General features: G+C 68.3%; 13 protein-coding genes. 4 read left to right on the top strand and 9 right to left on the bottom strand.

Going from position 1 to position 12,695, the window contains the following annotated elements; genetic code table 11:
- Nucleotides 1-10: 10 nt before the first annotated feature.
- The 4 genes from ACFFDA_RS02535 to ACFFDA_RS02520 are packed head-to-tail and all read left to right on the top strand — an operon-like array spanning nt 11 to nt 3,785.
- Nucleotides 11-1,228, top strand: coding sequence for an acyl-CoA dehydrogenase family protein (locus ACFFDA_RS02535; protein ID WP_404478023.1), 1,218 nt, complete (start codon nt 11-13; stop codon nt 1,226-1,228).
- Entirely contained in the window at nt 1,225-2,031 is an 807-nt protein-coding gene (locus ACFFDA_RS02530; RefSeq protein WP_404478022.1) for an enoyl-CoA hydratase/isomerase family protein, read from the top strand. The genes ACFFDA_RS02535 and ACFFDA_RS02530 overlap by 4 nt, the downstream gene beginning before the upstream one ends.
- Complete coding sequence (locus ACFFDA_RS02525; protein WP_404478021.1) at nt 2,028-2,819, top strand: enoyl-CoA hydratase/isomerase family protein; 792 nt, start codon at nt 2,028-2,030, stop codon at nt 2,817-2,819. Before ACFFDA_RS02530 ends, ACFFDA_RS02525 begins: the two co-directional genes overlap by 4 nt.
- A gap of 3 nt (nt 2,820-2,822) precedes the next feature.
- Nucleotides 2,823-3,785, top strand: a complete 963-nt coding sequence (locus ACFFDA_RS02520) for an NAD(P)H-dependent flavin oxidoreductase (RefSeq protein ID WP_404478020.1) — start codon at nt 2,823-2,825, stop codon at nt 3,783-3,785.
- 205 nt (nt 3,786-3,990) lie between these two features.
- Here ACFFDA_RS02520 and ACFFDA_RS02515 read toward each other — a convergent pair whose 3' ends face one another.
- The 9 genes from ACFFDA_RS02515 to ACFFDA_RS02475 all read right to left on the bottom strand — a co-directional run bounded on the left by ACFFDA_RS02515 (nt 3,991) and on the right by ACFFDA_RS02475 (nt 12,676).
- Nucleotides 3,991-4,833, bottom strand: a complete 843-nt coding sequence (locus ACFFDA_RS02515) for an SDR family oxidoreductase (RefSeq protein ID WP_404478019.1) — start codon at nt 4,831-4,833, stop codon at nt 3,991-3,993.
- Between the two features lie 7 nt (nt 4,834-4,840).
- Nucleotides 4,841-5,749 (bottom strand): SMP-30/gluconolactonase/LRE family protein, encoded by a 909-nt coding sequence (locus tag ACFFDA_RS02510; protein WP_404478018.1) that lies wholly within the window; start codon nt 5,747-5,749, stop codon nt 4,841-4,843.
- Nucleotides 5,746-6,675 carry an acyl-CoA dehydrogenase family protein gene (locus ACFFDA_RS02505; protein ID WP_404478017.1) on the bottom strand — a complete coding sequence of 310 codons (930 nt, stop codon included), beginning with the start codon at nt 6,673-6,675 and terminating at the stop codon, nt 5,746-5,748. The genes ACFFDA_RS02510 and ACFFDA_RS02505 overlap by 4 nt, the downstream gene beginning before the upstream one ends.
- 2 nt (nt 6,676-6,677) lie before the next feature.
- Complete coding sequence (locus tag ACFFDA_RS02500) at nt 6,678-7,820, bottom strand: acyl-CoA dehydrogenase family protein (protein ID WP_404478016.1); 1,143 nt, start codon at nt 7,818-7,820, stop codon at nt 6,678-6,680.
- 25 nt (nt 7,821-7,845) lie between these two features.
- On the bottom strand, nt 7,846-8,277 hold the full coding sequence (locus ACFFDA_RS02495; protein ID WP_404478015.1) for a Zn-ribbon domain-containing OB-fold protein: 432 nt from the start codon (nt 8,275-8,277) through the stop codon (nt 7,846-7,848).
- Nucleotides 8,278-8,282: 5 nt separating this feature from the next.
- On the bottom strand, nt 8,283-9,473 hold the full coding sequence (locus tag ACFFDA_RS02490; protein WP_404478014.1) for a thiolase C-terminal domain-containing protein: 1,191 nt from the start codon (nt 9,471-9,473) through the stop codon (nt 8,283-8,285).
- A 53-nt stretch (nt 9,474-9,526) separates the two neighbouring features.
- Nucleotides 9,527-10,876, bottom strand: coding sequence for a phenylacetate--CoA ligase family protein (locus ACFFDA_RS02485; RefSeq protein WP_404478013.1), 1,350 nt, complete (start codon nt 10,874-10,876; stop codon nt 9,527-9,529).
- Nucleotides 10,877-10,985: 109 nt separating this feature from the next.
- Entirely contained in the window at nt 10,986-11,897 is a 912-nt protein-coding gene (locus ACFFDA_RS02480; RefSeq protein ID WP_404478012.1) for an alpha/beta fold hydrolase, read from the bottom strand.
- Entirely contained in the window at nt 11,882-12,676 is a 795-nt protein-coding gene (locus ACFFDA_RS02475) for an enoyl-CoA hydratase-related protein (RefSeq protein ID WP_404478011.1), read from the bottom strand. Before ACFFDA_RS02475 ends, ACFFDA_RS02480 begins: the two co-directional genes overlap by 16 nt.
- Nucleotides 12,677-12,695 lie beyond the last annotated feature (19 nt).

Below are 12,695 nucleotides of genomic sequence, written 5' to 3'. Positions count from 1 at the left end.
GGTAATCGCCATGGACTTTTCCGATACCCCCGGCGAAGCCGCCTTCCGCGCCGAGGCGCGTGCCTGGCTGGCCGAGAATGCCGCGCAATACGCCGACCCGCCGGCCAAACCGTGGAGCGAGGCCGAACTCGTCCAGCGCGCCCGTGCGTGGCAGCGGCGCAAGGTGGAGGCGGGTTGCGCGGGGATCACCCTGCCGACCAGCGTGGGCGGCCGCGGCGGCTCGACGATGGAGGCGCTGATCTTCGGCGAGGAGGAGGCGCGCTATCACATCCCCACCGGGCCGTTCCTCCATGTCGGCGTGCAGATGACGGTGCCGGCGCTGCTGGCGCACGCGCGGCCCGACCAGGTCGAGGACCTAGCGGCGCCGACGCTCCGGGGCGACGTGCTGTGGTGCCAGCTCTATTCCGAGCCCAGTGCAGGGTCCGACCTTGCCGGCATCCGCACCAAGGCGGTGCGCGAGGGCGACAACTGGGTGGTCAACGGCCAAAAGGTGTGGTCGAGCTGGGCGCATCACGCGCACAAGGCGATCCTCTTGGCGCGCACCGATCCCACCGTGCCCAAGCACAAGGGGCTGACCTTCTTCCTCCTCGACATGGCAACGCCGGGCATCGAAATCCGTCCGATCCGCCAGATCACCGGGCAGTCCGAGTTCAACGAGGTGTTCCTCACCGACGTGGTGATCCCTGACAGTGCGCGGCTGGGATCGGTCGGCGGCGGCTGGGGCGTCTCGATGGCGACCTTGATGAGCGAGCGGATGATCGGCGACGAGGCGGGCGAGAGCATCACGTTCGACGACGTCTTCGCGCTGGCGCAGCGGCCCGGTCCATCGGGCCGCGCGCCGGTGGAGGATGGCGCCACGCGCGAGAAGCTGGCGCAATGGTACGCGCGCGGGCAGGGGCTGGCGTGGTATCGTTATCGCCTCATGACGCTGATGTCCAAGGGCGGCGTGCCAGGACCCGAAGCGGCGCTCGCCAAGCTCGCCTTCGCCACCAAGGTCCAGGAGATGGCCGCTTTTGCGATGGAGCTGGACGATGCGGCCGGTGTATTCGCCGGCCCGCTCAATCCGCACCAGCGCCAGAGCTTCGAGGCTTACATGTTCGCGATAACCATGCGCATCGCCGGCGGCACAGACGAGATCCTGCGCAACCAGATCGGCGAGCGGTGCCTGGGCCTGCCGGGCGAGCCGCGCGTCGACAAGGACAAAGCGTTCCAGGACCTCGTGGCATGAGCGGCCCGCAGAACCACGCGCTGCTACGCGAGGAGGACGGGGTGCTCACCGTCACGCTGGCGCGGCCCGAAAAGCTCAACGCCATCGACGATGCGATCACCGAAAGTTTGTGGCAGGCGGTGACCGCGCTGCGCGACCGGCCGGACCTGCGCGTGCTCGTGATCGCTGCGCAGGGACACTATTTCTCCGCCGGGATTGACCTGAAGACGGTCACAGGCCGGGGCGGAGACATTGCCGCCGATACGCCGTCTGCCGGTGCGGAATATCGCCGGTTCTACCGCCGGCACCATCTTTTGTACGACGAAATGGAAGCAGTGGAGAAGCCGATCGTGCTGGCGGCGCAGGGACCATGCCTGGGCGCGGGGCTGGAGATGGCGGTCTCGTGCGACTTCCGCCTCGCCAGCGACACGGCCAGTTTCCGACTGCCCGAAGTGGGACTGGGGACGATATCGGGAAGCGGCGGGATCAGCCGTCTGACGCGGCTCGTCGGGCCGCACTGGAGCAAGTGGATCGCGATGGCGGGGCAGACGGTCGATGCGGCGCAGTCGCTGGCGATCGGCCTCGTCCATGCGGTCCATCCCGCGGAAGTCTTCGCCGCGCGGGTCGATGCCTTCGCGCGGGAGCTGGTGGCGCTGCCGCGCGAGGCGCTGGGGTTGAGCAAGCTGACCATCGATGCGGTTGCCGCCACCGATCGTGGCACCGCGCGCGATATCGAACGCATCGCCCAAACCTCGCTGATCTTCGGGCACGAGTTCCAGGCCCGGCGCGAGGCCTTCACCAACCGCAACAAGGACGGCCGATGACCTATCGCGACATTGAGGTCACTTGCACCGAGCGTGTTGGTACGATTGCCATCCACCGGCCCGAGGCGCACAACAGCGTGCGGGCCGAGACGATGGACGAAATCGGCCGCGCCGTGACGCAGCTGACCGAAGACCCTGCGGTGGCCGCCATCGTACTCACCGCCAAGGGGCGGCATTTCGTTACGGGGGCCGAGTTTTCGTTCCTACAGGACCTGTCGCGCACCCCCGCGCTGGTGGTGAAGGACAAGGTCTATCGCAGTTTCCAGGGCGCTGCGCGCGCGCTGTGGCATTGTCCCAAGCCTACGCTGTGCGCCTTCGCCGGCGCGGCTGTGACGGTGGGCTGCGAACTGGCGCTGGTGTGCGACTATCGCCTCGTTGCCGATACCGCATTTTTCCAGGAGAGCTGGATCAAGCTGGGTATCCTGCCGCCGCTGGGGGGCATGATGCTGCTGCCCCGGCTGGTCGGGCTGGGCCCGGCGACCGATATGGTGCTGCGCGGTCGGCCGATGAAGGCGGACGAGGCGCTTCGGCTCGGCCTGGTGGTCGACGTCGTCGCGCCCGAGGCGCTGGCCGAGCGGCGCGAGGCATTTGCGCGCGAGCTTACGCAAGTGGCGCCGCAGGCCTATGCCTTGGCGAAGCAGGGTCTCCATCGTGGTCTGGAATCGACGATGGAGAAGGAATGGGCCGCCAACGTGCTGGCGCAGGCGATGCTGCTGGGCAGCGAGGATTTCAAGGAAGGGCTGGCGGCGGTTATGGAAAAGCGTGCCCCGGCGTTTACCGGACGATAGCGCATGAAGACGAAACTTACCGAACTTGTCGGCGTCGAGCATCCGATCGTGCAGGGTGGCATGCAGTGGGTGGGGAGGGCCGAACTGGTCTCCGCCGTCGCCAATGCCGGGGGTCTGGGCTTCATCACCGCGCTGACGCAGCCCTCGCCCGAGGCGCTGGGCCGCGAGATCGCGCGGTGCCGAGAGATGACAGACAAGCCGTTCGGGGTGAACGTCACGAATCTGCCGACGATCAATGCGACACCGCTCGCCGAATATCGCCAGGCGGTGATTGAGGCGGGGGTGCGCATCGTCGAGACTGTGGGCCGGCCCGAGGAGGCGGTGGCCGAGTTCAAGCCGCACGGGATCACCATCATCCACAAGTGCGTGGCGGTGCGACATGCCCTCAAGGCTCAGAAGCTGGGCGTCGACGCGGTCTCGATAGACGGCTTCGAATGCGCCGGGCGGCCGGGGGACGACGATGTTCCAGGCCTCATCCTGATTCCGGCGGCGGCGGATGCGCTGACGATTCCAATCGTCGCCTCGGGTGGTTTCGCGGATGGACGCGGACTAGTCGCGGCCCTGGCCCTGGGCGCACATGGGATCAACATGGGAACGCGCTTCCTTGCCACCAAGGAAGCCCCGATCCATGACAATGTGAAACGCCGCATCGTCGAGAACGACGAGCGCGAGACCGACCTCGTCTACCGCCCTTTCCGCAACACCGCGCGGGTCGCCCGCAACGCGATCAGCCGCGAGGTGCTGGAAATCCAGGCGGGTGGCGGGAGCTTCGAGGACATCAAGCACCTCGTCGCCGGAGCGCGCGGACGGATCGTCTACGAGACGGGTGACCTCGACGCCGGAATTTGGTCCGCCAGCTTGGCGCAAGGGCTGATCCACGACATTCCCGACTGCCGTACCCTGATCGCGGGGATCATAGCCGAGGCCGAGGCGGTGACCGAACGGTTGCGCGGGTTCGTGGGTTGAAGCGATCGCGGTTGAACCAACCCGAACTCGTTTTACCCCTCTCGTTTGATTAAGCGCCCTACCGTGCCTTCCGCGCAGGCGGGAACCCATCTGATAAAGGTGCAATAACAAGGGGCGGGAATGGTTTCCCGCCTGCGCGGGATGACGGCGATATGATCCTACAGGTGCGATCGAATAGGCGCGAGCCGTCAGATGCGACCGCGGTCTAACCGCTCGAAATACCCAGCACCGCGCCGATGCCGCCGTCGACCAGCAGGTCGGTGCCGGTGATGAAGGAGGCTTTGTCCGAGGCAAGGAATTCCACCGCGTCGGCGGTTTCCAGCATCGTGCCCTCGCGAGCCAGCGGGGTGCGGTCGAGCAGGTCGATCTTGCCCGGCTGGTTGGCGAACTCCAGAGCGCCCATCGGGGTGGCGATTAGGCCCGGCGACATCGAGACGATCCGCGCGCCGCGTGCCCCCCAGCGCGGAGCCGCGTGGCGGCACAGGCGGTTGAGGGCAAGCTTGGAGAGGATATAGGCTTGCGTCGACGTGTGCTCTGCCACGGCTTCTGCCAACCGTTCGAGGAAATCGGGGGTGAGGGGGGCGTCGAGGAGGTCCAGCAGCGTCGGTGCCGGCGGCGGCGCCATGTGCGCGGCGAGCGAGGAGACGAAAATCGCGACGCTGCCCTGGCTCGCCAAGCCGAGCATCGCGCGCTCCATCAGCGCCGCGCCGATCAGGTTGACTCGCCAGATCGTATCCCAATCCGCCATACTGGGCGAAAGCGCGGCGACGTGCGCTAGCGTGCGGAAGCGGCCGTGGCCCGCGACGAAGCGCGACAGCCCCTCGACCGAGGCGGGATCAGTGACGTCGCACTGCACGACCGCGACGTCGAGGCCTTCGCTTTCGAGCTGTTCGCGCCGTGCCTCCATCCGGCTGGCGGACTGGCTCGCCAGCACCAGCCGGTGGTTCTGCCCGAGGCGGCGCGCGATCGCCATGCCCATGCCCGCGGCGCCGAGCACGACGGCGATCGGCAGGTCGGGGCGCTCGCTCGATCCGGTGCGACGGGTCATGGGCATCCTATCCGTTGTAGGCGAGGCGCAAGCCCGGCTCGTGCCAGTCGAGCGCCACCAGCTTGCCCGATCCGGCGAGCGTGACGTAGGCGGTGCGCAAATCCTCGCCGCCGAAGGCCAGATTGGTGACGTGCCCGTCGGGCAGAGGATGGTGGCGCATCGCCGATCCATCGGGCCAGATCTCGCTGATGCCGCCATTGGTCAGGGTGCCGACGAGCACTTTGCCCGAGGCCGAGACCGCGAGGCTGTCGAACCGCTGGAAGTTGGCCGAGCCGATCACGAATCTGCCCCCGTGGGGAATGTCGTTCTGCTTGAGCTTGCGCACCTGCCCCGGCCCGGTCACTTCCCAGGCCCACAGCCGCGCCGTGGGCGTCTCGCTGACGTAGAGCGTGCCTCCGTCGGGCGAGAGGCCGATGCCGTTGGGGCTGGTCAGCGGGAAGGCGACGCGCCGGATCGCCGAGCCATCGGGCAGGGCGTAGTAGATCGCGCCGCGCTCATTGATGGCGGAGGTGGTCTTGCCGCTGTCGGTGAAGTAGAAGCCGCCGTGTTCGTCGAACACGAGGTCGTTGGCGTGGCGCAGCGGCCGGCCGTCGCAGGCATCGTAGAGGCGCTCGACGGCGCCGGTGACAAGGTCTACCGCCTCGATCCAAGCCGGATCGGGCAGGTTGCCGGCAGGGCGCAGCTTGCCCCCCGCCTCGACGAACTTCACCCCGCCGTTGTTGGCAACGTAGCAGCGCCCGTCCGGGCCGATCGCGGCGCCGTTGGGCGAGCCGCCGAGGTCCGCGATCACTTCGATCTTGCCCTCGCCCCAGGCGCGGCTGAGCGTGCCGCGGGCCAGCTCGACGAAGATCACCGAGCCGTCCTCCATCGCTACGGGTCCTTCGGGGAACCTGAGCCCTTCGGCGACAATCCTCATGCCGCTTCGCTCCACAACAGCTGCGCCGCGCGACGGCCTTGCGCCGAAGCGCCGCCCAGCTCGCCCGCCAATGCCTTGAGCTTGTAGGTCCAGTGGTGCAGCACGTATTCCAGCGTGAGCCCCATGGCGCCGTGGAATTGGTGGCAGTCGTAGACGATCTGCGGGACGTGCTGTTGCGCATAGCTTGCCGCCAGCGCGATAGCGGCGGGATCGCCGCCGATCGCCGCGCGGTGGGCTAGGTAGTGCAGTGCCTCGATATGGGTGGCGCCTTCGGCCAGCCGGTGCTGCACCGCCTGGAACGCGCCGATGGCGCGCTTGAACTGCTGGCGCTGCTTGACGTAGTCCACCGTCAGCGCATGGGCGGCGCGGAGCGCGCCGAGGATTTCGAAGGTCAGCCCCAGCGCCCAGCCATCGCGCAACTGCTGCGCGTTCACGCCGTCCAGCGGGCGAAGCGCTTCGGCGGGATAGCTGGCAAGGCGGGCGAAGGGATAGGCGAAGATCGTGTCCTGCGGCACGATCTCGGCGCCGGCGAGGTCCAGCACGAGGACCTGATCCCCTTGCGCCACCAGCAGCGTGCGCGACTGGGCGAGGAAGCGGATCGGTACCCGGGGGTCGAGGCTTTCGGCCAGCGCGATCGGGCGAGGCAGGGCAATCCCCAGTGCCGGCGCCACCGTCAGCGACGCCATCGCCGGGACCGCGAAAGGGCATTGGGCGATCTGGTCGAGCAGTAGCGCGGCATCGGCGCGTTCGAGGTCGAAGCCGTCCCCGTCGCCGTAAAAGCCGGCCGCTTCCAGCGCCGCGTCGAGCTCGCTCCCGAAGACCACGTAGTCGGGTCCGGCGGGCTGGGGCAACTGGCGATGCTGCGCCAGCAGCGGCTCGATGGCGCTGAGCAGCATGCGCTGGTCGGAAGACAGGTCGAGGTCCATGATCAATGGCTCCGGGGCAGTTCGAGGAAGCTCTGGGCGACGATGTCGAGCTGGATTTCGGCGGCCCCTGCGCCAAGTCCGGTCGAGGCAGCGCGGCGGAACTGGGTAAGGATCGTCTGTTCCTCGCGCGCCAGCAGCGCATCGTGGAGGTGCTCGCCGATGAAGTCGCCCACCGCGCGATCGGCCAGCGCCAGCGCATAGCGCGCCACGTTGGTCTCGCCGCCGGGCGAGACGTTCTTCATGCGCCCGTCGATGATGCGGAAGCACAGTAACTGGCAGGCGTCGACGGCGGCGCGCGCCTTGCCGAGCCCGGCCTGGATCGACGGATCGTCGAACCGCCCATCCTGGCGCAGCACGCGCGCTGCCGCATCGAGGGCGCGCTGCGCCATGATGTAGCGGGGGGCGCCGATCCGCTCGTTGTGAAGCACCGCCTTGACGATGGCCCAGCCGGCGTTCTCTTCGCCGAGCCGGGTTTCCTCGCCGACGCGGACGTCGGTGAGGAAGACTTCGTGGAGCGAGCGGCGCCCGGTCAACGACATGACTTCGCGCACTTCGATCCCCGGCGTGTCCATCGGCACCAGGAACACCGATATGTCGCGTTTGGTCGGGCCTGTGCGGGCCAGCAGGAAGCAGTAGCTGGCGAAGCTGGCGGCCGAGGTCCAGATCTTCTGCCCGTTGACCACGTAGCCGTCGCCGTCACGCTCGGCCCGGGTCTTGAGCGCGGCGAGGTCGGAGCCCGCGCTCGGCTCGGAGAAGCCCTGGCACCAGAACACCGAACCGCCGGTGATCTGCGGGATGTGCAGCGCCTGCTGGGCGGGACTGCCGTAGCGCAGCAGGGCCGGGCCGATCCAGTTGACGTTCATGTACTGGTAGCTGCGCGGCTCGCCCACCGCGAACATCTCTTCGCCCAGGATCCAGTGGAACCAGGGGTCGGCGCCGCCGCCGCCCTGTTCGACCGGCCAGTGCGGGATCAACAGCCCCTCGGCGGCCAGCGCCGGGCAGAAGTCGCGCGCGAAATCGACCACGTAGGGCGAGCCCGGGTCGTAGTTCGATTTTTCCTCCCAGTCAGCGGGCAGCGACCTGGCGATGAAGGCGCGCAAGTGCTGGCGATAGTCCTGCTGTTCGGGTGTCCAGGTGAAGTCCATGATCGTGCTCTGCCGTTGGTCGAGGTCAAGAAACCGGGCGGAAGGCGGGAAGTCCCCAGCCTTCGCCGTTGAAGATCCAGTCGGTCTCGACCTTCATGCCGATGGCGATCCGGGTGGTGTCGATGTCGATCATGTTGCCGGCGTACCGGACGCCCGGCGCTTCGGCGAACTCGACGATCGCGGGGGCGAGCATGGTCGGATCGTCCGCCGACTCCCGCTGCGGGTGAGGGTAGAAGGTAAAGCTGTAGAGCGTGCCGGGTCCGGTCAGTTCCACCCATTCCACCTCTTGCTCATTGCACTTCGGGCAGAATGGCAGGAACGGCACGCGAAAGTGCGCGCAGTGGGTGCACTTGGCCGCCACCAGCCGGCGTTCGCGCGTGGCCTGCCAGTAGGGTTCGGTCATCGGGCTGACGGTGACGGCGATGCCGTCGCCGGTCAGGGCCTTGGTCTGTGCCATATCCGTTATCTCCGAAGGATCATGCCGCTGACGGGCAGGTTGGCGGGGCCGCCGGTGACGAGCGCGATCTCGGCGTCTGCGACCTGGTTGGTCGCCTCGCCCCGCAACTGTTCGACCGCCTCGCGGATGTGGGTCATGCCGATGATGTAGGCTTCCGAAAGCTGGCCGCCGTGGGTGTTCACCGGCAGCGAGCCGCCGTCGAAGCGGATCGCCCCGCTTTCGACGAAAGCGCCGCCTTCGCCCTTCGCGCAGAACCCGTAGTCCTCGAGCTGCATCAGCACCATTGGCGAGAAGTGATCGTAGATCAGCGCTACGTCGATGTCGCCCGGGCCGACGCCGGCCTTGTCGTACAAGCGCCGGGCGATCGGGCTGTGGCCCGAGGATGCGAAGTATTCGTCGCTCATCTGCATGCCCATGAAGGCACGGCCCCAGTCCTTCGAGCCGCCGTGAGTCGAGCCCATGACGTAGACGGGCTTGCTCCTGCCGTCCTTGGCGCGGTCGGCGGTGGTGGTGATGACGGCGATGCAGCCGTCGGTCTCGAGGCAGAAGTCGAACAGGCACAGGGGGTCCGACACCATGCGCGCGTTGAAATAGTCATCGAGCGTCATCGGCTCGCGCATGATCGCACCGGGGCGGTTCATCGCGTTGATGCGACTGGATATCGCGATCTCTGCGAAAGCCTCGCGCCGGGTGCCGAATTCGTGCATGTGGCGCCGCGCGAGGATCGACATCAGGTGTCCCGGCCCGACGAGGCCCGAGGGCTGGACGAACGAGGTCTCGGGCGTGGGCGCCAGCGCCGCGAACGATGAGCCGAGGCGCTGCTTGCGCTGTTGCAGTGCCATCAGCGTGACGCAGTAGGTCGTCTCGCCCGCCAGCAACGCCGCCGCCGCCAGACCCACGGCGCCCGCCGAGCCGCCGCCGCCGCCGGTCAGGGTGCCGGTGAATGTGACTTCGGGGATGCCCAGCATCTCGACGATAGTGGCCGTGTCCATCGCCTCGGCATAGCCGGAGGAGGCATTGGAATAATACGCGAAGCCGTCGATGTCCTTCACCGAGATGCCGGCATCCGCCGCCGCCGCGATGATGGCCTCGCCGATCATCGTGTAGATCGTCTTGGGCCAGCTCTGCCCGCGCCTGTAGTAAGGCGTGGCGCCGACGCCGACGATGGCGACCTTGTCCCTGATATTGCCGTCCACCCGATCCTCCTCTTGTCCCGGCCTGTCGCCGGCTGTCGTCCCCGTCTTGCCGTTCAGGCTTTCGCGACGCGCGGTATCTTGTGCGGCGGGCCCAGCTTGAGCAGTTCCGCATCGGGCGTCAGCAGCACTTCCACCGGCACGCCCACCGCCGCTTCGAGCGCATCGCGCAAGGCATCGCCATGCGCCTTGACCGTGTTCGCCAGCGCGGCGGGATCGTAGCCGATGCGGATGCGCAAGATGTCCATTTCCTCGGCGAAGCGAATGATCTGAAACAGCCCGGCGCGGCTGGCGCGCTGGCCCTCGATCGCCAGTTGCAGGTCGCGCGGCATGACTGGCTTGCCAGCCACGAAGGTCTGGTCGCTCTTGCGCCCGACGATGCGAATGCGCGCATGGGTACGCCCGCAGGCGCAGGGGCCGCGGCTGACGGTGACGAGATCATCAGTTCGATAGCGGACCATGGGCTGGAACGGATCGTTGAGGACGGTCACCACCAGTTCGCCCACTTCGCCGTCGGCCACCGGGCTGTCGTCGCGCACGTCGAGGCATTCGATAAGCGCCTGGTCCTCCCAGGCGTGCATGCCGTCGTGCGCGGGGCACTCCACCAGCGTCAGCGATTCGCCCAGGCCGCTGACTTCGAACAGGTCGAGCCCCCAGCTTCGCACCACCTCCAGCCGCCGGGGGCTGAGCGGTTCTCCGCCGACGGTGGCGCCGTGGCAGCCCTCGAAGATGACGCGCGGATCGGTGCCGGTCTTCTCGAAATACTCCTCCATCGCGATCAGCAGCGGGGTGGAGAGGAAGTAGTGCAGGCTGGGCCGATAGAGCCGTGCAGCCCGGAAGAAGTCGGGCAGGATCGCGGGAGCGTGCTTGAACAGGATCGGGATCAGCCCCGCCTCCTGGTAGTGGCGGTTGACGTGGCCGACGCGGAAGGTCGGGCGCACGACGGTTACGTAGTCGCCCGGACGCGCGCCCAGCATCCAGCTGTCGCGCATCGTGCAGATTTCCGAGATCGAACGCCCCCCGCGCAGCACCGGGGTGGGATCGCCGGTGGTGCCCGAGGTGAACGTCACACCCTTGAGGAAGTGCGGATCGGCGCTGTTCATGCCCCCGAACGGATCGCCGCCCTGGTCGCGGAAGGCGCGGACGTGGTCTTTCGAGGTGAACGGCGCCTTGGCGGCGAAGTCGTCCAGCGAGCGGATGTCCGACGGAGAGACCCCGGCCGCCTGCCACACCTGCCGGATCAGCGGCGCATGCTCGTAGGCGTGGCCCAGCAGCAGGTGCAGGCGCGCTTCCTGCAGGGCGGCTATGTCGGCGCGGGGCATCGTCTCGACCCGTTCGTCGAAGTAGGCCGGAAACCGTCCGCCACCCGCCGCGACCGCTGCGCTGCCAACGCTGTCTGAACGCACTTGCAAGCCCTTGCCCTCTTCCTGGTCCCATGCGGTCGGGGGAGCGGGCCCGTCGCCAAGCCGGCCGATCCATCATCCCCGCCAACAAATGAATACTATTAATCTATCACTAGCTGCGCATTTCGCCCTGCGCAAGCCCTTCGCTGCGAACGATCCTGTCCGCGATGGCGCCGATCGCCTCGGCGAGCGCCAGCGGCTGGTCGATGGGGACGTGGTGCGCCGCCCCGGATATCTCGATCACCTGCGTGCCGGCGGGCGCCTGCGATAGGATCAGCGCCATCCGCTCGGGCGTGGTGACGCTCGATCGCGCGCCGTTGACGACGTGGAGCGGGCACTGGATGCGCGGCAGCAGGTCCCACGCCGCCCGGGCGCTGAAGGTGCCGCGCAGCGCCGGGTCGAACGACCATGTCCACCCGCCCGGCACCGGGCGCAGCGATTTCGCTGCAACCCACTCGACGAGGAACGGATGGACGATCGCCTGCGCCGGCACCAGCCGGTAGCGCGCCACCGCATCCTCCACCGTCGCATAGACGCGGGCCGGCTTGCCCGGTGGCTCGCCGAACTCGACGCCGCCCGGCAGGATCGCGCTATCGACGATGATCGCCGCGCCGAACCGCTCGGGCCCCGCGCGCGTCGCCAGTTGGACGGCCACGCCGCCGCCTGCCGAATGGCCGACCACCGCCGGCGCCATGCCGCTTGCGAACAGCCCGGCGGCGCGCGCGGCGCCGATCGCCTCGTCGGCATAACCGGCGACGGTGTAGGGCGGGTGGTGCGCCGAGGCGCCCATCCCCGAGAACGAAAGCGCGGCGACGCGGAAGCGTTCGGCTAGCAGCGGCGCGATGACTGCCCACCACCAGGCATTCGCCATGCTGCCGTGCAGCAGCAGCAGCCCGGGCCGCCCCGCATCGCCCCACACGAGAAGTTCGATCTGCTTGTCGCCCAGCGCCAGTGTCGAGGCCTCGGGCGCCTGCGCGACGGCGCGGTCGAACCAGGCGGGCGCGGTGCTCAGCGACCCTGCCACTGCGGCACCCGCTTTTCGAGGAACGCGCGCGGGCCTTCCTGCGCATCCTCCGAGGCGAAGACCCGGTCGGCCACGGTAACCGACAAGGCGCGCAAATCCGCGTCGCCCTGCTCCGACGCCTGCCGCGCGACCACGAGGCTCTCGGTCACCGAGAGCGGCGCGTTCGCGGCGATCGTGCGCGCCAGTGCCAGCGCCGTGTCCAGCACTTTGCCGCTCGGGACCACGCGGTTGACAAGGCCGAAGGCGCGTGCATCGGCGGCGCTCATCGGCTCGCCGGTGGCGATCAGTTCGAGCGCGACGTTACGCGGCAGTGCGCGCGGGAGGCGGTGTACCCCGCCGGCGCCGGCGAACAGGCCGCGCTTTACTTCGGGCAGGCCGAAGCTCGCATCGTCCGAGGCGACGATCATGTCGCAGGCGAGCGCCAGTTCGCACCCGCCGCCCAGCGCCGCGCCCCGCACCGCCGCGATCAGCGGCTTGCGCCGCCGTGCGTCGATCAGCCCGGCAAAGCCACCGTCGGGCGTCGCCAGTTCGTGCCCGCGCCCTTCGGCCATCTCCTTGATATCAGCGCCGGCGCAGAACACCGCTTCGAGCGACGAGGCGAGTATCGCCACCCGAATCGCGACGTTGCTTTCGATCTCCTTGAGATAGCCGTCGACCAGCCGGGCGATCTCGCCGTTGATGGCGTTGCGCTTTTCCGGGCGGTTCAGCGTGATCACCGCGATGTGGTCGTCGACCAGTTCGAACGTGGCCGGCTTGGCCGCCTCGGTATTCGTGCTCATCCCTAGCTCCAGTCTTGCC

Source organism: Novosphingobium sp. BL-52-GroH (assembly GCF_044813085.1).
Lineage (GTDB): Bacteria > Pseudomonadota > Alphaproteobacteria > Sphingomonadales > Sphingomonadaceae > Novosphingobium.
Note: the sequence above shows the minus strand (reverse complement) of the source record. Positions and strands in the feature narration are given on the sequence as shown.

Bases quoted from the DNA above. Each gene is read 5' to 3' on its own strand.
- ACFFDA_RS02535 (WP_404478023.1), top strand. From the start codon at position 11: ATGGACTTTTCCGATACCCCCGGCGAAGCCGCCTTCCGCGCCGAGGCG.
- ACFFDA_RS02530 (WP_404478022.1), top strand. From the start codon at position 1,225: ATGAGCGGCCCGCAGAACCACGCGCTGCTACGCGAGGAGGACGGGGTG.
- ACFFDA_RS02525 (WP_404478021.1), top strand. From the start codon at position 2,028: ATGACCTATCGCGACATTGAGGTCACTTGCACCGAGCGTGTTGGTACG.
- ACFFDA_RS02520 (WP_404478020.1), top strand. From the start codon at position 2,823: ATGAAGACGAAACTTACCGAACTTGTCGGCGTCGAGCATCCGATCGTG.
- ACFFDA_RS02515 (WP_404478019.1), bottom strand. From the start codon at position 4,833: ATGACCCGTCGCACCGGATCGAGCGAGCGCCCCGACCTGCCGATCGCC.
- ACFFDA_RS02510 (WP_404478018.1), bottom strand. From the start codon at position 5,749: ATGAGGATTGTCGCCGAAGGGCTCAGGTTCCCCGAAGGACCCGTAGCG.
- ACFFDA_RS02505 (WP_404478017.1), bottom strand. From the start codon at position 6,675: ATGGACCTCGACCTGTCTTCCGACCAGCGCATGCTGCTCAGCGCCATC.
- ACFFDA_RS02500 (WP_404478016.1), bottom strand. From the start codon at position 7,820: ATGGACTTCACCTGGACACCCGAACAGCAGGACTATCGCCAGCACTTG.
- ACFFDA_RS02495 (WP_404478015.1), bottom strand. From the start codon at position 8,277: ATGGCACAGACCAAGGCCCTGACCGGCGACGGCATCGCCGTCACCGTC.
- ACFFDA_RS02475 (WP_404478011.1), bottom strand. From the start codon at position 12,676: ATGAGCACGAATACCGAGGCGGCCAAGCCGGCCACGTTCGAACTGGTC.